At 44.1% G+C, this 19,640-nt stretch carries 11 protein-coding genes, 3 pseudogenes and 1 riboswitch; of the genes and pseudogenes, 2 read left to right on the top strand and 12 right to left on the bottom strand.

Going from position 1 to position 19,640, the window contains the following annotated elements:
* Positions 1–55: 55 nt before the first annotated feature.
* From ytkD to ltrA, 9 genes and pseudogenes are all read right to left on the bottom strand, one after another.
* Complete coding sequence (gene ytkD, locus JNUCC1_RS14440) at positions 56–532, bottom strand: RNA deprotection pyrophosphohydrolase (protein WP_156646107.1); 477 nt, start codon at positions 530–532, stop codon at positions 56–58.
* A 26-nt stretch (positions 533–558) separates the two neighbouring features.
* Positions 559–1,098 carry a hypothetical protein gene (locus JNUCC1_RS14435; protein WP_156646106.1) on the bottom strand — a complete coding sequence of 180 codons (540 nt, stop codon included), beginning with the start codon at positions 1,096–1,098 and terminating at the stop codon, positions 559–561.
* A gap of 106 nt (positions 1,099–1,204) precedes the next feature.
* Entirely contained in the window at positions 1,205–1,525 is a 321-nt protein-coding gene (locus JNUCC1_RS14430) for a hydrolase (protein ID WP_156646105.1), read from the bottom strand.
* Between the two features lie 103 nt (positions 1,526–1,628).
* The gene (locus JNUCC1_RS14425) at positions 1,629–3,080 is read right to left on the bottom strand and encodes an o-succinylbenzoate--CoA ligase (RefSeq protein ID WP_156646104.1); all 1,452 of its coding nucleotides are present in this window, start codon (positions 3,078–3,080) and stop codon (positions 1,629–1,631) included.
* A gap of 68 nt (positions 3,081–3,148) precedes the next feature.
* Positions 3,149–3,966, bottom strand: a pseudogene (gene menB, locus JNUCC1_RS14420) (1,4-dihydroxy-2-naphthoyl-CoA synthase).
* Positions 3,967–3,982: 16 nt separating this feature from the next.
* Positions 3,983–4,746, bottom strand: a pseudogene (menH, locus tag JNUCC1_RS14415) (2-succinyl-6-hydroxy-2,4-cyclohexadiene-1-carboxylate synthase).
* A gap of 38 nt (positions 4,747–4,784) precedes the next feature.
* Entirely contained in the window at positions 4,785–6,527 is a 1,743-nt protein-coding gene (menD, locus tag JNUCC1_RS14410) for a 2-succinyl-5-enolpyruvyl-6-hydroxy-3-cyclohexene-1-carboxylic-acid synthase (protein ID WP_331713796.1), read from the bottom strand.
* Entirely contained in the window at positions 6,524–7,921 is a 1,398-nt protein-coding gene (locus JNUCC1_RS14405) for an isochorismate synthase (RefSeq protein WP_156646103.1), read from the bottom strand. The genes menD and JNUCC1_RS14405 overlap by 4 nt, the downstream gene beginning before the upstream one ends.
* A 355-nt stretch (positions 7,922–8,276) precedes the next feature.
* Positions 8,277–9,596 carry a group II intron reverse transcriptase/maturase gene (ltrA, locus tag JNUCC1_RS14400; RefSeq protein WP_442915481.1) on the bottom strand — a complete coding sequence of 440 codons (1,320 nt, stop codon included), beginning with the start codon at positions 9,594–9,596 and terminating at the stop codon, positions 8,277–8,279.
* A gap of 1,015 nt (positions 9,597–10,611) precedes the next feature.
* On the opposite strand from ltrA, the gene JNUCC1_RS14395 reads away from it, so the two are divergent.
* Both JNUCC1_RS14395 and JNUCC1_RS14390 read left to right on the top strand, forming a co-directional pair.
* Positions 10,612–11,544, top strand: a complete 933-nt coding sequence (locus JNUCC1_RS14395; RefSeq protein ID WP_156646102.1) for a 1,4-dihydroxy-2-naphthoate polyprenyltransferase — start codon at positions 10,612–10,614, stop codon at positions 11,542–11,544.
* Positions 11,545–11,562: 18 nt separating this feature from the next.
* Positions 11,563–11,949, top strand: a complete 387-nt coding sequence (locus JNUCC1_RS14390; protein WP_156646101.1) for a hotdog fold thioesterase — start codon at positions 11,563–11,565, stop codon at positions 11,947–11,949.
* A 531-nt stretch (positions 11,950–12,480) separates the two neighbouring features.
* On the opposite strand, the gene JNUCC1_RS14385 is transcribed toward JNUCC1_RS14390, so the two are convergent.
* The 3 genes and pseudogenes from JNUCC1_RS14385 to JNUCC1_RS14375 all read right to left on the bottom strand — a co-directional run bounded on the left by JNUCC1_RS14385 (position 12,481) and on the right by JNUCC1_RS14375 (position 19,541).
* Positions 12,481–13,065 carry an ECF transporter S component gene (locus JNUCC1_RS14385; RefSeq protein ID WP_156646100.1) on the bottom strand — a complete coding sequence of 195 codons (585 nt, stop codon included), beginning with the start codon at positions 13,063–13,065 and terminating at the stop codon, positions 12,481–12,483.
* 162 nt (positions 13,066–13,227) lie between these two features.
* Positions 13,228–13,374, bottom strand: a riboswitch (FMN riboswitch).
* 131 nt (positions 13,375–13,505) lie between these two features.
* Positions 13,506–17,803, bottom strand: a pseudogene (locus JNUCC1_RS14380) (S8 family serine peptidase).
* 664 nt (positions 17,804–18,467) lie between these two features.
* The gene (locus JNUCC1_RS14375) at positions 18,468–19,541 is read right to left on the bottom strand and encodes a M20/M25/M40 family metallo-hydrolase (protein ID WP_156646099.1); all 1,074 of its coding nucleotides are present in this window, start codon (positions 19,539–19,541) and stop codon (positions 18,468–18,470) included.
* Between the last annotated feature and the right edge of the window lie 99 nt (positions 19,542–19,640).

The following is a 19,640-nucleotide window of genomic DNA, read 5'->3' as shown; positions in this document are numbered from 1 at the left end:
GAATATCATAAGCAACTAAAAAGGCCTGGCATGTTTGAAGATGCCAGGCCTTTTTTTAGATTGATTTTATTGTACGTGTAATTTGTTCAATACTCCTCGGGACAATCTCATCTTTCATAATAAAGCTGAAATTCTGATCGACTTTCATGTCTTTCGGCAGCTCTTTTCTGAGAACCGGACCTTCTGTTTCAAAGTACGTAGACTGTGTTTCCAAGCGTGTTATCGTGGCATAATAAACATTTTTAAATACTGTTTCGGCCTTTCCCTCGACCACATACTGCCCGATATACTGAATGGCGTTAACAATACCACCTGTTTCTTCATGAACTTCCCGAACTGCAGCTTGTTTAGCCGTTTCGCCCGGTTCAACTTTTCCCCCGGGAAATTCCAAACCGCGGTCACTATGTTTGGTCAGCAGCCACTCACCATTATATTCACAAATAACAAGAATATGTTTTGGTTGCTCACTGAATGGATGGTCCTCAAAAGAGAGCGTTACAAGGTTCTTGTAATAATCCCTGAATGTGTGCATAAAAATTCAGCTGCCTTCATCTAAAATCAGTACTCGTTCACATGTGTGATTTTCCAATTTTCATCATAGGTTAATTCAATTTCCATTGTATATGAACCATAGAATACCGAATTGTTTTGTTGTGTTACGAGAACTTTATGATCTGTCATTCGTTCTAATTCATAGGGCTCCTCAGGTTCGAACCATGGTGGTGTTTCAGTCGGGACAATATACAACCCGTTCTGATCTTCGTTGAAGAAGTAATCAACATAAGGTTCGGCAACATCACGTGATGCAATGGTTTCAAAATCATTCAGCAGTGCTTTTTTTGTATCGAAATCAGTCACTTTATTATCCTTATCAATATCTTGGACAATTTTATCCATAAATTCATTGATAATCTGTTTAACGTGTTCATCGTCAATTGCAGGTACTGTTTGTTCTTTCGCTGCAACTTCTCTATGTATAATATCTGCTTGATCACTGCTTTTAGCCGAGCCGTTTATTTGTGGCGTCATAAACAAAGCGATCGCAATTAGTGCACTTAATAAACATCCTACCATGAAAAACCGTTTGATCAAAGCCATCTCGACACCCCCTGGTGACTGTTTTTTTAGTTATTGGTTATATACCTTTTAAAACAGCTTTGTAAACCATGAATTGAAATGGTGTATTCGAGATGGCTTTCTAAACCTAAAGCGGCTTATCCTTGAGCACGCCCATGTGTTCAATATGTGATTTTGTTTCATCATTGCCCAATTGATATATGAGTTGAAAAGCATCCGTCAGACGGTTGTCATGATCATCATTCGATTGGTCGTTATGGTAAGACATGATCGGAACGTGAGATCGGAAAAAAGAACGCATATCTGCTGTGTACATCTGATCCATTAAACTTCGAAGCCGCAGTACCTCTGCCTCTGTCGCATAAACAACAAAATCTGCATTATCACCATAGGTCACTTGGGAAATCTCAGTAGAGCCGATGTTGACGTAATATTTTTTACGTTTCATATCATACACCTCCACTCTCAGTTTTCACCAAAGCAGCAAAAACATGTACGTAAACGGAGAGTGGGGATTCAGCCCTCAAGTCCTTAGTCTTGGTAATCTGTTTTTAACGAAGTTTATGGCGCATGATTTTATTAGTAGCATTTCGCGGCAGCTGGTCAAGGAAAATAATGTCTTTCGGTCGTTTGTATGGGGCTAATTCTCTGATCAAAACCGCCATCATACGTTCTTTTGTTAACGCATTGGCGTCTTCTTGCCCAACGACTGCATAAGCCACCGGAACTTGCCCCCATTCCGCATCCCTCCGACCAACAACAGCCGCTTCTTTCACTTCTGGGATCTGATACAGAACATTTTCTATTTCGGTGGGGTAAATATTTTCACCGCCAGAAATAATCAGGTCATGATGACGCTCCACAACATAGAGATACCCTTCCTGATCCACCCTGCCAAGATCGCCTGTTTTCAGCCACCCTTCCTCAAATGATGCTTTTGTTGCATCAGGTCTTTTATAATACCCTTTTGTGACCATTGGCCCCTTAACGAGAATGTCCCCTACTTCGCCCGGTTCAGCAGTAACATGGAGCTGAGAAGGCACGAGCGCTTTACCAGCGGATCCAATTTTCTTAAGTGCATCCCTTGCTGACAAAGTCGCAATTTGGGACGAAGTTTCTGTCATACCATATGTTTGAACAACAGGGATCGAGAGGATGCTCGATTTTTCTAAGATTGGTTGCGGCACAGGCCCGCCACCAAGGAGCATACACCGAAAGGTTTCAGGATAGTGATTGTCTCCAAGATCTTCTATTAGACGCTGCAGCATAACGGTGACCACCGAGGCAATCGTAACCCCTTTATGGCAGATGGCATGGTTAACAGCCTGCGCATTGAATGATTCCAATAAATAAACAGGCATTCCGTACATCATACTGCGAATCAGAATCGAGAATCCGCCAACATGGAATAGCGGCAAGACGCAGAGCCATTTTTCTTCAGGCTTCAGACCAAGATTCAAAACAGATCCCACCGCGCTCCACCAATGATTTCCATAAGTATGTACGACGCCTTTTGGGTGTCCTGTTGTACCAGACGTATACATAATGGTGCAGGGTTTATTCAAATCGAGCTCTGTTTTTAACAAAACCTCAACTTCTTCTAGTTGCTCAACATCAGAAAAAGTGTGCACCTTTGAGGCAAATTGCATTTTTGAAGCCGTTGATTTCAACTCATCATGTACAAATACTTTCTCCACATCTGCATCATCGACTTGATAACTGAGCTCTTGATCGGTTAAGCGAATGTTAAGCATGACAGCAACAGCACCAAGATAGCTGAGCGCATGAATCAATGTAACCATCTGTACGCTATTGGAGGATAGAACCCCAACATGCATATCCTCTTTGACACCGGCCTGCGCGAGTTTCCGGGCATACGTTTTACTTCTTTGTTCAAGCTCAGAAAAGCAAATCTGCTCACCCGAATCAAGTTCAATAGCTGTAGCATCCGGATTTAATTCCGCCTGTTTTGTCAGCCAATGTGGAACCATACTTTCACTCATAAGATTTCTCCTTCCAATGATCAAAAGGAAAACCTTCGCGCTCGGCAAAGGTTTTCTCTAAAACAAACTTATGGGAAACGCGGAAATTGTTTAAAATCCGGTGTTCTCTTTTCTTTAAAGGCATCTCGGCCTTCTTTAGCTTCCTCAGTTGTATAATACAAGAGCGTCGCGTCTCCCCCATTTGCTGTAACCCTGCGAGGCCATCTGTCGCAGCATTAAACGATGCTTTCAGGAAACGAAGCGCAGTTGGTGACTTTTGAAGAATATCTTCGCACCACTGAAGGGTTTCTGTTTCCAATTCATCAAGCGGCACGACTTTGTTAACCATTCCCATTTCATATGCCTCATCAGCACTATACTGGCGACATAGGTACCAAATTTCACGCGCACGCTTTTGCCCTACCATTTCTGCCAAAAGTCCTGCGCCATATCCAGCATCAAAACTGCCGACTTTAGGACCGGTCTGCCCAAAAATCGCATTGTCTGCTGCGATTGTCAAATCGCACACAACGTGAAGGACATGCCCTCCACCTATGGCATAACCCGAGACCATTGCAATAACCGGCTTCGGTATTGTGCGAATCAACCGCTGCAGATCGAGCACATTTAGTCTTGGAACCTGGTCCTCACCTACGTATCCACCATGACCTCTTACAGATTGGTCGCCGCCTGAGCAAAACGCTTTGTCACCAGCACCCGCCAATATTATAACACCAATTGACGAGTCGTCACGTGCATCTGCAAATGCGTCAATCATTTCATTCACAGTGAGCGGTGTAAAGGCATTGCGTTTTTCTGGACGGTTCATCGTCACTTTCGCTACACCGTCATATTTTTCATATACAATTTCTTGATAGTTTCTTGCTTTTTCCCAGTTTACAGTCATAATAGACCTCCTCAATCTAAGTATGTTGCTCTAAAAACGTACTTAATATTTTACCAAAAACCGATGGAAATTCCACGTGAATTGCATGTCCTGATTGTGGTACAATGTCCAGCTGGGGATTAGGAATTTCCGCCTCCATCTCTGTGTTAATACGGACGAATTTGGGGTCGTACGCTCCCGTGATCAGCAAAACCGGACAGGCCAACTCTTCTAAATGATGCCATAGTGAAGGCTGTGCCCCTGTTCCCATTCCCCTCAGAGATGAACTCAAACCTGCTTCTGTTTGGGAGAGGCGTTCAGCTCTTAAAGCTTTCTGAACCTCAGATGCCAATTGTTTCTGAGAATCAAACAGGGGGATGTTCTCCCAAAAGTCAACGAAAGCAACAAGGCCTTGTGATTCAATTCTTCTGGCCAGTACCTCGTCACGTTCAATTCGTGCTTGTCTTTCAGCTTCTTCTGCAAGTCCTGGAGAAGCACTCTCCAATACAAGTGTTTTGACCCGCTCAGGAAAAGCCACTGCATAGGATAGAGCTGTACGTCCCCCATGGAGTAGCCGACTAGATGGATATGATTAAGCTCTAAGTAACTGAACAAAGCTTCAAGATCCTTGCAACATTGTTGCATCGTCTTTTGACCACTCCTACTTCGTCCATGTCCGGGGAGGTCCACAAGCACCACGCGATGTGTTTCATTAAAAAAAGGTATCACATCATTCCAGGTTGTTGTTCGCCCGGTAAAACCATGAAGAAATACGATTACAGGCCCGCGCTCACCATACATCTCATACCAATAACTGTCTTCCCCATTTGTAAAATACATCAAATTTCACCACTGTTATTTATCATTCTCACGGGCAATATCAGCCCACAATTGCCTGTGCCACGCGGCATTGTCTTCACGGTTTGTCTGGACTTCCACAATACACGTACCACGTTGATTATAGCTGTTGGTAAGAGCATGCTGCAAGCTGGCTTCATCTTCAGCAAGCTGGTAATCAAGATCATATAGTGCAGCTGAATGGCTAAAATCAATATGAAGAGGCGTGCCAAACAAGGCTTCAAAGTGCTTGCCTTTTTTAGCCTGAGGCAAGAACGAGAAGATACCGCCCCATTGTTATTAATCAAAAGGATGGTCACGTCCAGTTCATAGTGCTTCGCCGCAAGGAGCCCATTCATATCATGAAAAAAAGAGAGATCGCCAAGCAGGAGTGTAACCCGTTTTTTTGCAGCTGCGGCCCCAACCCCACTTGAAATCATGCCATCAATGCCATTTGCGCCTCTGTTGGCCAAAACCTCAAAGGATTTATGGTTGTGCACTAGAAAGCTGTCCAAATCTCTGATCGCCATGCTGTTCCCAACATAGAGTGTACTGTTCTCAGGAAGAGCATCCACCATCATGCGTACAGCTTGTCCTTCTGTTAAAATATCAGGATCTTGCTGCAAAATCCCCGCGGCTGTTTGGTTAGCAGACTGCCATTGCTCCAGCCATTGTGAATGATGCTTAGGTAAAGCTGGTTGCTCATTTAAAGCTTTACACAAAATAACCGGATCCGCATAAATAAATTGAGAGGGCAACCCCGCCGGTTCCCGGTGACCATGAGACGGTTCCACAATATAATGTTTCGCACTTGCCGCTTCTTTCACAAAAAATAAATACGATTTTGAGACCGGCATCGCCCCAAAACGGACGATTACATCCGGTTTAAAGCGTTCGCGCAGTTGTGGTTCTTTTAATACAGCGTCATACGTTTCAATCACGACATCCTCAGTTCCGCCAAGAGAACGTACCTGGGAAAGCGGATCAGCAAGAATTGGCCACCCCCACTTTGCTGCCAGCTTAACCAATTGAGCAGCCAAGTCACGATCCGGTTGTGGTCCGCAGACGAACAAACCTTTAGAAGCAGATTGCCATTCATTCGTTAACGACTGAAGATCCTCTGCTGGCAGCTGCTTTTGCCCCTCTGTGTGAAATGCTGATAAACCTTCTTGTTTTTCAAGCCATTTATCGGGCATCTCCAAATCTGGAATGAGTGGTTCCCTTAAAGGAAAATTCAGGTGAACGGCACCGGCATTACCTTCTTTCGCCATATGTATGGCACGTACGGCTTTATTCCGCACGTATTCAAGCATCCCCTGTGTCGCTTCCGGGAGCGCCATCTCCTGAAACCACTTAACATAGTCTCCGTACAGTTTAATTTGCTCAATTGCCTGGGGCGCACCAACGTCTCTTAGTTCATGAGGTCTATCTGCGGTCATAACAACGAGTGGTACGCGGCTGTAATAGGCTTCGACTATAGCAGGAAAATAATTGGCTGCAGCCGTCCCCGATGTGCAGATCAATCCAACTGGACGTTTTGTTTGCTTAGCAAGCCCAAGTGCAAAAAATGCTGCTGAACGTTCATCAATTATGATCCATTCATTCAACCCATCATGCTCAGTACACAACATCGCAAGCGGCGTTGAACGTGAACCAGGAGAAATGACCACGTCTGTCATGCCACCCCGCCACAATGCGTCGACAAATTGACCGATATATTTTGTAAGGTGTTCTGTGTGATTCATGTGGAAGAACCTCCAAGCACGTTCAGCATAGGTTTAAGTTTTATAAGGGTCTCCTCGTACTCTGCTTCCGGATCAGAGTCATCAACAATGCCGCAGCCGGCAAATAAAGACGCTTGGTCTTTCCGAATCAGTCCTGAGCGGATAGCTACAGCAAATTCGCCATTTTCATGGCTGTCCATCCAACCGATTGGTGCCCCATACCAACCCCTGTCCAGCTTTTCCTCCTCGCGAATAAAAGCAAGCGCGGCATCCCGTGGGACACCTCCCAGAGCTGGAGTGGGATGCAAGGCTTCAGACAATTGAAGCAAGTCATGTCCCTGCTTTAGCTTAGCTGTCACAGGCGTATATAAATGTTGTAAATTCTTCAGCTGGCGTACATGAGGCATCTCCGGAATTGCAATATCCTCACAATGATCCTCAAGAGAATTCCGGATCATCTGCACAACAAAATCATGCTCCTGCCTATTTTTTTGATCATTTAATAATTCATCTGCCAGAGAAGCATCTTTACTTGGAGTTTCACCTCGTGGAGCTGTCCCTGCAAGACACATAGAGAACACTAGCCCCTCGTCAATTTTGACAAGTTGCTCCGGAGTTGCCCCAATGAAGCAAGCCTCTCCAAAATGAAAAGCAAATACGTAACTATTAGGTTGGGTTTCGATTAATTGCTTCAGTACTTCATGATGACTCACAGGATCAGAGAAATATAAGCGCATTTCCCGCGCCAGGACAATCTTTTCTATTGGTCCGTTTTGGATTGTTTCAATCGCCTTTTCCACTGTTTTTTTCCACGTGTCGGGTTCTATTTCCATCTGCTTTTTAACAGTAAAAGAATCTTTTTTTGGAATGGACTGATCGCGCAAAAGTGTTTCAGCGGTAGCCTTGAGCTGCATTTCTATACGGGAAGCATCCTCATCACCATTTACTAGAACATTCATTGTTAAAAAGCAACCTGTTTCATTTTGAACGATCACAAATGCAGGCACAATAAATTTCTTTTCAGGGAATTGCTGCCAGAGCGACGTCGATTTTTTTAATGGATCAAAAGACATCCCTCCCATTGCTACCAAGCCTGTACCTGGAACATCATAAGGATTATGGATGATCGCTTGAGCTTGAATATCAGCCCATTCCTTACGTATATTATAATTTTCCTGAGTTTTTTCGATCATTGAATAGACATCACCCGCTCCAACCATCGTAAATGAATGATCTGGATTCATCCAGAACGCGCGGGACATGGCTGACTTCCCTGCATTTTCAAAGCATCTTAAAAGTGATGTCACTTTGAATTTTTCAGTTATGCTAAGTAATTGACCGTGACCTGCAGATTTCGCCTCAGCAATTCCTTTATTGAGGAAATCAAACAAGCCAGCATGTTTTGTATCTATCATGAACAAGTCCTCCATTAAATATCAATCATAGCCCTACTTCATTTTATGCTTTATTGACAGCTTTCTCAAGGAATCACCTTTTAACACAAGGACGATTTTAGTTGTGCTACTAAAAGTTCAAAGTTTAAGTAAACTGCGAACTAACTTATGATTGCCTCATGCAGCCGCTCGGGGGAAACACTGCGCTTTCCGCGGGCGCTGCTGAGCCTCCTCGGTCTGCCGACCTCCGGGGTCTCATCGAGGCTTTGCATCCCGGTCGAGTAAGCGGGAATACTCTCTAGTTTTCGAGAGTATTCCTCACTCCTCACAGAACCGTGCGTGCAGTATTACCGCACACGGCTCTTCCTATCATCATTTACAAAATATAGCTAATCTCGTTTCTTAGTTCGTAAATGTTCACTTTCATTTTCGGCTTGGGCAAGGGGTATTTTCTTAAGAATAAGTTGAATTTATCCCAACTAAAAGATTTCCTTTGACTCCGTCGATTCATCCACTTAAATAACAATTGCTTGACCCGGTAGAGGAATTCCTCCACCGCCAACGTATTATCTGTAATACAATAATAGTTGTAATATCCTTTAAGTGACCGATCGAGTCTTGCCATAATCTCTTGAATATCTCTGTTTCGATTGGCTTTCAGCCACTCCTTTTGATTCGCTAGCTTGGCTTTCATTTTCTTGCGACTGGTCTTTCGTTTAACACGAAAGTTACCGGTTCGGCTTTTACTGCAATAGTGCGTGAAGCCAAGAAAATCAAATGTAGATGGCTTTCCAGATCCTCCATTTCCAGCGTTTCGACCAAATGAAATGATACTTGTTTTGTCTTCAGCTATTTCCAAGCCAAATTTGGCTAGTCTTTTAATTAATGCTGAGTAGAAAGCTTTTGCTTCGTCCTCATACTGAAAACAACATACAAAGTCATCGGCATAGCGCACGATGTATGCATGTCCTTTGCATTGCTTCTTGACCCGTTTCTCAAACCATAGGTCTAGTACATAGTGCAAATACACATTCGCTAAAATGGGGGAAATGATCCCTCCTTGCGGAGTCCCTTTATCCGTATCAAAATACTTTCCTTCCTCCATGTAACCTCCCTTAAGGAAGCGTCGGATGATTCTTAAGAGGTTCGGGTCTTTGATACGATGGTTCCGAAACTTCATCATCCAGTCATGATCAACATTGTCAAAGAATCCTTTAATATCAGCATCCACCACAAAGTTGGTGGGGCGCTTTTCAATATATACATTCAGGATTTTCAACGCATCATGACAGTTTCTGTTAGGGCGGAAGCCAAAAGAGCTTTCAAGAAAATCATTCTCATATATGGCATTAAGAATCTTCCCTATAGCCCGTTGAACAATCTTATCCTCATGGTCAGGGATACCTAAAGGTCTTTTCTTTCTCGAGCCCGGCTTATCAATGTAAGTGCGTCTGACTGGTACAGGGCGGTAAGCATTGTTCTTAAGCCGTTTGACCAGATCATCGACATTTTCATTGAGGTTATCGCCGTAGCCTTCCTTAGAAATTCCTTTTGTACCTCTGGCTTTTTCACTAGGCAATTCATAATGACATTGTTTAAGATTGTTCACGTTTAAGAGATGTGCCAATGACGTAAACGCCATATTCTTATCTTTCTTAGCTAATTCTGCTATCCTTGTTAGTTTCGTTTCCATCATTAATTCCACCTCTGTGTGTAGATAATGTTTCCCTTTCAAGGTCGATGACAGGTAGCGGCCTTCCCTCCATCGGAGTTACCCGATTTCTTTGGTACTATGCCGCTATCCGACTTCCTTTAGACATCTGACAGCCCTTACTTTATTATCGCTTGTTCGTCATTACTCTTCGTCAGAAGAGATCTAAAGGACCTCCCGAGTTGCCGTAATATATCAATGTGTGACGTGCCGAGGTCACCGACTCCGAGGAAGCTGTTATGATCTTGCCTTGTCGATCATAGCAATGTTGCCTTCTATGCTCCTGAGCATATCGACCTTCCTGAAAGCACGAATTTCGGAGCTCAATCCCTTCAACCGCTTGGCTTACGGCCCATCACCTCGCTGTCTACGCTTAAGGGCAAATGTTACCATTTGCCGTCCAAGACTCGCTACGAGTGAATGGCTAGTTCTTTCTCGACGGGGATTCCACCCGTTATATATTACGACCTATGCTCGGCCGCACCAGAAGTCTCCGTGTTTCTCCCGAGCTTGGTATGAGTGATTATTCCCTAACTCTTATGTGAGTAGAACCGTCCAAGCCTCTGAATTAAATAAAGTGATTGGAGCGGAGGGAAGTCGACTCCTGCGGGAACAGCACGAGTCCGAAGACCCCACAGTGAGCGGTCTTTGCGAGCGAGGAGGCTGAGGCCGTGCCCGCGGCTAGAAGACACTGTGAAAGTGTCCTTCTTGAACAGATGTCGCACTTGAGCTGTGATAAAGTTAAAGCGACTTCCCGGAGCGCAAATCACGATCTGCTTACTATGCACATTGATTTGCCTTCATCTTATGTAGTAAGAACGCTCTTAAAAACTTTCACTAGTTCGCAGTTTGTGTCTTATATTCATCAATGGGGGCACTTTAAATCATTTTTTATGATGCCGTTTTGGAAGAATAACTGTAAAATATTGTTGGGCATTGACACCCTATGGGGAATTGCCTAAACTTAATATGATACGGACGACAGGGGGATTATTTAGTCATGAGTAAAACAGATATAAGAGCCGCGCTTAATGAACAAGACGGCTGGCAAGTTTGGTGGAGGCTGTTGCGCCCCCATACATTAACCGCATCATTCGTGCCTGTTTTCATAGGAACGATGATAGCTTTTTACGTAACAGGGACGCTCCATGGGCTCTTGTTTGCAGCCATGCTCATTGCAGCTATGCTGATTCAATCTGCAACAAACATGTTTAATGAATACTATGATTTTGTAAGAGGGTTGGATAATGATAAATCAGTCGGGATTGGTGGCACGATTGTGCGTGACGGCATCGCCCCAAGAACTGTGTTAAGTCTCGCCCTCGCGTTCTTTGGAATTGCGGTTTTACTTGGGATCTACATCAGCATCGAAACCAGCTGGTGGGTCGCGCTAATCGGAGCAGTAGGAATGCTAATTGGTTATTTATACACTGGCGGCCCAGTTCCGATTGCCTATACCCCATTTGGTGAGTTTTTCTCAGGTTTCTTGATGGGCACTGTCATTATCGGTATCAGCTATTTTATTCAGACTGGTACTGTTACTTCAGACGTCATATGGATTTCTGTGCCGACTGCTATTTTCATCGGAGCGATTTTGCTCGCGAACAACATACGTGATCTTGATGGCGATAAAGAGAACGGTCGTAAAACCATTGCAATTCTTCTCGGACGACCGAAAGCTATTGTGTTGTTGGCCGTCATGTTCACCGTTGCTTATGGTTTAACTGTTATTTACGTTATTTTAGGTATTCTTCCCATTTTATCCCTGATCGTACTGCTCTCCGCGAAAAAGGCAGCAGACGTCATTCAAAACTTCAAAGGGAAGACAATGCCGATCGAAATGATGCCAGCCATGGTGGCCACTGGCAAAACAAATTCATTATTTGGTTTGCTGCTTGGGTTGAGTCTATTAATAAGCGCTTTTATTAACTGAGGGGAAGGTTGAGAGTGTATGGAATCCGAAGAGACTTTAATGAATGCACTGGGTATTGAAATTACTTCATTAGATCAAAACCTTGTAGAAATGACCATGCCGGTCGATGATCGGACACGTCAGCCTGTTGGATATCTACACGGAGGAGCAAGTGTTGCATTGGCAGAAACAGCTGCAAGCGTCGGAGCTACTTTGCAGGTTGATCTGGAACAATACCTTGTTTTCGGTCTTGAAATTAATGCCAATCATATTAAAAGCAAACGTGATGGAACCGTAACAGCCAGAGCAGTCCCCTTTCATGTCGGAAGAACCACTCAGGTCTGGGATATCAAAATAACAGACGAAAAAGAACAACTCATCTGCGTCTCAAGATGCACAATCGGAGTCGTACCAAAATCCAAATAAAAACCACCCGCACTACTAACAAGTATTTTTTTAATCACAATTAAAGTAAACTGCGAACTAACTAAGCTTGTACGAGGAAAGCCGTCGCTCCGAAAATACATTTCGCTTTCCGCGGGCACGGCCTCAGCCTCCTCGCGGAAAGACCACCGCTGTGGGGTCTTCGGACTCGTGCTGTTCCCGCAGGAGTCTTCATGTATTTTCTCCGCTATATGTGTCCCTATTTATGGCATGTTTGTGGGCGGCTTAGATTAGCGAATTGCTTTATAAAAAAAGGGATAGAACACATACCTCACCAAGCTCGGGGAAAACACGGAGACTCCTGTGGGAGAAAAAGCCTAGATGAGACCCCACAGCGCGCAGCGCGAGGAGGCTCATCAGCGCCCACTGGACGCGGAGTGTTTTCCCCGAGCGGTTGCCAGAAGCAGTCATTCAAGTTTTCATTAATTCGCAGTTTGTGGCAATTGTTCGTTAGGGAAAGTGCAAAAAAGCATGTAAAAAGCCGACTGGGGTGCAGTCGGCTTTTCTGTGTGGTTAAGATGCGAATGTGGTGCGTTCTCGTTCGATCCAGGTGCGCATTTTCTTAAAGAGCGGGATGAATAGTGCCCCTACTATGATACCTTTTATAATGTTAAACGGCAGGACACCGATCACAACGACTTGACGCACAGCTTCAATTGAACTGAATTCTTCCATTCCCATAAACATAGCGTAGATCGGCAGAAGAACAAAATAATTCAAGACACTCATGCCAATTGCCATAATAATCGTCCCTGTAACAAGGCCTGAAACGATGCTTTTAGTGGTTTTATATCTTTTGTACAGAAGTGAAACGGGCAAAACAAACATGACACCTGCTAGGAAGTTCGCTGCTACACCTACTGGTTCACCAAAGCCAAATAATAAATACAGCACGTTTTTAATGGCGATTACAACAACCCCGGCAAGCGGTGAAAATATAAAGGATGCAATTAAAGCCGGTACATCACTGAAATCAACTTTCAGAAACGGGGGAAGCATTGGCAACGGAAAGTTCAGGAATATCAAAGCCAAAGAAACTGTCCCAAGTAGTGCCAGAATAATCATTTTTAATAATTTCGTCGAACGTGTTTTTTGCATTTCAATCTCCTCCATCATTTTTATCGATTCCAATCTTGATGAAGGACCCGTCATTCTTTCCATGTTTCTAATAGCACTATAAAAACCCTAAAGCTAAAGGGGCTTTAGGGTTTGGGTATACATGGAAACACAGGGATGCTAAATGCACACCACTGTTGTACGCGGTATCTTCTCCCATCCAGACTGTACTGTCGGTTCCGGACTTGCACCGGATCAGCCGCATGGCATTTGCCAAGCGGGTCACGGACTTGAACTGATATAACAGCTCTTACCGTCGGTCGGGAATTTCACCCTGCCCCGAAGATAGAATCGATATTTTATTATAGTTACATTCTAGCCTACGTGCTTTAATTTTTCAACCATTTTGTTTATAATTCTTCACACTTATTCACACTAAAAAACTGGCTCAGCGTTCAATCGCTGAGCCAGTTGCCTTTACGTTAGTTCTTGCTTCCTTTTGCACCAATAGATGGCTTTTGTTTTTCTTTCTTTTTGTCCTTTGGTTTGTCTTTACCAGAGGCGTCGTTATCATCGACGTTGATCTTAAGTTCACCTTCTGCACGCTTCGTTGTCTTGTTGCCATAATCATCTTTAACTTTAACTTCGATAACAGCGCCGTCAGCGACTACATTGCTCGGGCTGTCCAGTAGCCGACATAATGGCCCTCTGAAGTTTCCATCATCGGCAATTCAATGGCATTTGACACTTGTGCTCCAACATTCGTAAGTGGCATCAAGATGCTGAAAGTTGCGTTCAGACCAGGCTCGCTGTCAAATTCAATTTTGACGCTTTGGCCTGCTTTCAAATCCTTATCCTCTGTAGGTGTTAAATTGCTGATCTCAGGTGCTGTGTACTTGGCGTTAATTGTAACAGTCTTCGTTACGGCATTGCCAGCAAGGTCAGTAGCGATCACTTCAATCTGATTTTCACCCGGATCGAGCAATATCCGCTTCGAGTATGAACCATCCCCAGCTACGTTTGCCTCCTGTCCGTTAACGGTAACAGTATCAAGATGCTCATCAGACACATTTCCTTCAACAGTAGCTGTCTCACGATTTGTCTTATCACCATCTTGTGGACTGTCGATCGTTAGCTCAGGAAGTTCAGTATCAAGCGTCACATTCACAGGTTCAGACGCTTTGGCTTCCTCGCCATTAACCATAGCTACTGCTTTCAGTTCATTGTCGCCCTCTGTTAACGACACGTCAATTGCAAACTGGCCATCGTCACCAATCTCTTGACTATCAACTTCTTCGTTGTTGTTGATTAGCTTTACCGTCGTTTCTGGTGAAGCGGTTCCTTCGACAGTAATGCTTGGTTCATTTGTGATCTTGCCTTCTTCAGGAGAAGTGATCTCTGGCGCACCTACTTCATAGGCAACACGTGCACGAATCATATAGTTGCCTTCGTCAGCAGGAGATTGCGACCATGTGCCAGATACCACCTGATAACTGCGTCCGGCATTTGGACTGCTTTCATCAGTAGCAAGACCTGGTACGAATGGATTGTCATCCGTCTGTCTGTATAGCATAAAGAAATCTCCATCAACGATGATGTTCTCATCTCTCAGATCAACCACCGTCCACTGATCCAGATCCCTTATGGCTTCAGCATCAATCGGGCCTGCTAACTTTTCATCAGGCATGCCGTCTTCTCCAGCGCTCCATACTTCAACTGCAAATGGTGTGTCACCAGGGCTCGGAAAATCTGTGTCATGGAACTGGAAAACACCGTCAGTCACAACGGCTTGCTCTTTTCCTTCAGGGAGTGACATTTTAACAGCCCACCCGTTACCGGCATCGTAAAATGCACGGGCGTTCTCTGCTGTGCCGTCATCATAACCGATTTCACCACCGGGTATTGTGTAGAACGGCTCTAGAGTAATGTCTTGCGTAACCGAGCCATCAATAACCACTGATACTTCAGTACTGTGGAAATCTTGAGCCATAACTTTCAAGGTGTATTCGCCTTCGTATGCTGTAAGGCTATACGCCCCATTCGCATCTGTTTCCACCGGCGCAATGTTTGCGTCTTCTTTCAATAGAAGTGTTGCACCTTCAATTGGCTCACCAGTTTTTTCATGTGTAACTGTTCCTGTAACTGTTCCTGTAGGCAATTCTTGCAAATTAAAATTTGCAGTAGCCGTACCCTCATCAACGACCTCTACAGCTTGCTCTTCAGATGCAAAGCCATAAGCTTCAGCCTTGACTGTGTAGTCTCCAGGGGCGTGTTTCATACTGTAACCGCCTGTAGCTGGGTCAGTCGTTGTAGAACGTTCAGTTTCAAGGACAGTCACTTGAGCACGCATTGGAAGTGAAGAAAGTCTATTCGCCTCATCTTTCAGAGATGTGCTGTCTTCTTTAACAGGCTGCACTTGGTTTGAACCATGAAGCCCGTTGCTGACTTTGGAAGCATTTGATGTGGCGGAAAGTCCGACATCGTCGATATACCAGCCATCATACGTCCCTGAAAAGTCTGATGTGGCCTGGAAACCAACAAAGATCGTCTGACCGCTGTATTCACTCAAATCAACTTCTGCACTTTCCCAGCCATCAGAAAGGCCTTCATACGTGGTAACTTGTGTCCAGTTTTCACCATCTGTGGACACCACGACATATCCAAAGTCATACGCATTACCTGAGGAGAATATCTCCAGGTCATACCAGTGTTCAAATTGCAAGTAGGTTTCCCCTTCTGGCAATGTCACAGGTGGCATAGCAAGTGTTGCGTCCATGTTGTTGTCATACTTTCCTGACAAGTTTGTTGCATATACATTTTCACCTGAAACAGCTTCTTCAGGTCCTGAAGTCGGTACCCCGCGTTCCCAGCTGTCATTATCACCAAAGGAATACCAGCCGGCTGGAGCCGCTTCAAAGTCCTCGAAATAGCCGTGGGAGATGCCTTCTTTAATTTCCACAACATATGCATCACTCGTGACTTCATTATTTCCAAAGTCATTGATGGTCCAACTGTAAGTCAGTTCGCTGCCGTTAATCGCATCACCTGGAATGACAGCCTTGTAAGATCCATCTTTGAAGTCACCGGCAATACGTTCTGCTTCAACTGTCTCAGTTTGTCCGTCGTCTGCATTGTAAGTCAGTTCGACAGACGTTACACTGACATTATCTGTAACATCAATTTCCAAATTCAAATCCATGCCTGTATACGTTTCAGATGGTCCTTCGTGGTTAAATTCGGGTGCTTCTGTGTCTTCACCATCTTTTGTTACGACACCTTCAATCGTACCGAGTCCGCTTACAATGGTAGATACAGCCTCATACGCATTGACAAGTCCATATCCATAGCCGTTGTTTGGAGATTCAGGGTATTCTCCATCTGTCATTGGTATCGCTGTATTAAGAAGAATCTCTTCCATATCATCCACAGTTAAGTTAGGATCAGCTTGTTTTAGCATCGCTGCTACAGCCGATACTGCCGGCCCTGACATGGATGTCCCGTTATAATTTGCATAACCGTCACCTGGAACCGATGACCGAATGTTGACACCAGGTGCAGAGATATCAGGTTTGATCTCATCATAAGGAGATGGACCTCTGAGAGAAAACTCAGCTAAGTTATCATCAATATCTGTTGCACCAGTGGCAAATGATTCCGGATAGTTAGCAGGGTTCGCAATCGATCCAGGTCCACCCGGATTGAGTAGTGTTGTGTTACCTGCTGAAAATTCCGGGAAGATGTTGGCATTACGCCATGCAATAACAACATCACGGTACCACTCATCCAGACCAGCTCCACCGCCCCAGGAGTTATTGACAACATCCGGAGCCATGTCTACACGTTCATTTCCATCAGCGTCAGTTGGAGCCATGATCCATTCAGCCGCTGCGAGAAGATCCGTGTCAGATCCACCATCTTCTGTAAATGCTTTGACAGCAATCCACTCGGCACCAGGGGCAACTCCGACCTGATTGCTTCCACTTGGTTCTCCACCAACCATCGTACCCGTAACATGTGTGCCATGTCCTTGATCATCATATGGCACGCTGTTTCCAACAGTGGCATCGAACCAGTTATAATCATGGTTTACTTCCCCTGTTGCCTCATCATATCCACGATACTTTTCTTTTAAGGCTGCATGATCCCACTGAACACCTGTATCAATGGAAGCGACAACAGTGCCGGTTCCGTCAACCCCCATGTCCCATGCTTGTGGTGCAGCAACACGATCAACGTTCCACTCAACGTCATCTGCAACATCCGCTTTAGGCTTGTCCAATGCAGGAGCAATGGTTGACGAAAACAACTCCCTTGTTTCGTTTGGTAGTATTTTCTCTACCTCAGCAAAAGCTGCGATTTTCTTAGCAACTTCTTTTGTCGCTGTTACAGCCATGCCATTGACAATATAGTAGCTGTTAAACTCATCTGCATTGCCATTTTCTATTTCCTGTTCCACATATGTTTTAACATCCTGCTGCGATTCAATTGATGTTGTCTTCAAAGCTGATATGACAGAGGAACGCTGCATAAGCTCTGTTCTATAGCCGGAAAGATTGGCTTTTTGCGCTTTCGCTATTCCTTCTGTAGCCGCTTTATTCGTATCGGCTTTTTCCTTAAACTTAACAAGGAAAGTGACTTTGTCCTGTTCTTTGAAGACATCTTGGAGACGATTGCTCATTTTTTCTTTTGCCGCTGCCTTTGAGTCATTAAGTGCGTGATGCACTTTGCCATCAGCCTGAGCGGCAACAGTCATGCCTGGTAAAATGAGCGAGAAAATCATGATGAGAGTCGACAAAATGCTAAATGTGCGGATTTGAAGCTTACGTCTTTTCCCCAAAATTGATTCCTCCCCTTATTTTTCAACTTCTGCAGCAGGTGACAGCACTGATCAGATGTATTCCCCCCTTGTATGATCGGTTTGTACTGTCCGCCGTTCTGAGTTGTCACATTCAACTATACATGCCCTCAATGCCTAATTGTGTCGATTATTGTCGAATTTATTCCGATTTTTCTAAATTGGTTAATTAGTAATAGTCTGTAAATATTGATAACTGGGTTAAAGTCCTAGCGTGATTTTGAAATGTGTGTGAACCCTTGATATATCAAGGGTTATTGACCTCGGTACGTTATACCTACATACTTGAATTTCAACTTTAAGCCAAATAAACATTACTTTATATCTATCATTCATGAAAGAATTGTTCATTGCGCCCCTTTTTACAGCACCCTCTGAATCGTTTAGCCTGCAAAATAAGGTATATAATTGGCTTAACCATGTCCTTAGAAGCATTTAACTTATAATCCTTCAGACTAAAGATACAGAACGACTCGAATTGATTTCACTGAACAAAAGCGGAAACGCCTTGGTCACCCCCGAAAATCATAAGCAACTCAAAAACCGCTCTGCATCTCAATATGCAAAGCGGTTCTGGCCCAAATCTTATTTAATCATCAAGCGGATTCAAACTTTCTTCGCCTGTCATGGTACTGATCATTTCAACAAGAAGTGTGATTTCTTCTTTTATATCTTTAAAAGCTGCTGTTTCGACAGGTGAATGCATATATCGGAGTGGGAGGGAAACAAGTGATACCGGAACACCCTGACCCGTTAAACGCATTCTGTCGGCATCTGTTCCTGTCATGGCAGTGGTAAGTTCATATTGGAGTTTAATATTCAGCTTTCTGGCAGTTTGCTCCAGCAATTGATTTATTTTACGGTTAATCGGTGCACCCTTTGCTAGAACTGGTCCACCATCAAGGGTGATATCACCGTGCTTATTGGTATTCACTCCAGGATAGTCCGTTGCAAAGGTAACGTCACATGCAATCGCCATAGTTGGTTCAATGCCGGCGGCTGCGAAATATGCGCCGCCCATATTCGTTTCTTCATTAACCGTGCTGGCTGCATAAACCCCTACATTCAAGTCTTCCTTTGACAACTGTCGGAGTACTTCTGCTACAATAAATGCCCCCGTACGATTGTCAAGACCTCTTCCTGAGACATAACGTTCTTGCATGATCTCAGGCGTTGTCTTGTAAACAGCCATATCGCCTATTTGAACATCTTTTTCAGCTTCTTCTTTAGATGGGTATCCGCAGTCAATAAACAAATCCTCAAGCCCGAAGTCATCCTTCAGACCTCCATGATGTTGGGCGTTAACACCAATCACTCCTGTAACGGAATCATGCAGTCCTAATACAGTCACTTTCATCCCTACCGCTGATTTAGGATTAACGCCTCCAACTTTATCAAAGTGAAGATAGCCGCTTTCATCTATCCTGTTAATCACAAGCGCAATTTCATCACAATGGCCGGCGAGCAGCACTTTAAACGGTGCATCAGGATTTAAAATACCAATAGCATTACCTGCGTGATCCGTTCTAATTTCATCTGCAAATTTTTCAACATAATTGATCCATTTCTTTTGGATGTCCATCTCTTGTCCGGATGGCGACGGTGTATTCAACAGTTCAATTAAGAAGTCTTGCTTCAAATCTTCTTTATTCAATATAACCATCTCCCAATATCATTGTGCTACGTGCATACTATACTATATTTCCATAAAATTGTCTTTTTCAGAGCTCTTTGATTTACCTGACGCGTTTCCCCGATTACA

The sequence above is a fragment of the Lentibacillus sp. JNUCC-1 genome (assembly GCF_009741735.1).
In the GTDB taxonomy this organism is placed as follows: domain Bacteria; phylum Bacillota; class Bacilli; order Bacillales; family Amphibacillaceae; genus Lentibacillus_B.
The sequence above is the reverse complement of the archived record's forward strand: the minus strand, read 5'-3'. Positions and strand labels throughout refer to the sequence as shown.

Excerpts from the sequence above, each read along its gene's own strand:
- ytkD (WP_156646107.1), bottom strand. The coding sequence starts at position 532 with ATGCACACATTCAGGGATTATTACAAGAACCTTGTAACGCTCTCTTTT.
- JNUCC1_RS14435 (WP_156646106.1), bottom strand. The coding sequence starts at position 1,098 with ATGGCTTTGATCAAACGGTTTTTCATGGTAGGATGTTTATTAAGTGCA.
- JNUCC1_RS14430 (WP_156646105.1), bottom strand. The coding sequence starts at position 1,525 with ATGAAACGTAAAAAATATTACGTCAACATCGGCTCTACTGAGATTTCC.
- JNUCC1_RS14425 (WP_156646104.1), bottom strand. The coding sequence starts at position 3,080 with ATGAGTGAAAGTATGGTTCCACATTGGCTGACAAAACAGGCGGAATTA.
- menD (WP_331713796.1), bottom strand. The coding sequence starts at position 6,527 with ATGAATCACACAGAACACCTTACAAAATATATCGGTCAATTTGTCGAC.
- JNUCC1_RS14405 (WP_156646103.1), bottom strand. The coding sequence starts at position 7,921 with ATGATAGATACAAAACATGCTGGCTTGTTTGATTTCCTCAATAAAGGA.
- ltrA (WP_442915481.1), bottom strand. The coding sequence starts at position 9,596 with ATGATGGAAACGAAACTAACAAGGATAGCAGAATTAGCTAAGAAAGAT.
- JNUCC1_RS14395 (WP_156646102.1), top strand. The coding sequence starts at position 10,612 with ATGAGTAAAACAGATATAAGAGCCGCGCTTAATGAACAAGACGGCTGG.
- JNUCC1_RS14390 (WP_156646101.1), top strand. The coding sequence starts at position 11,563 with ATGGAATCCGAAGAGACTTTAATGAATGCACTGGGTATTGAAATTACT.
- JNUCC1_RS14385 (WP_156646100.1), bottom strand. The coding sequence starts at position 13,065 with ATGCAAAAAACACGTTCGACGAAATTATTAAAAATGATTATTCTGGCA.
- JNUCC1_RS14375 (WP_156646099.1), bottom strand. The coding sequence starts at position 19,541 with ATGGTTATATTGAATAAAGAAGATTTGAAGCAAGACTTCTTAATTGAA.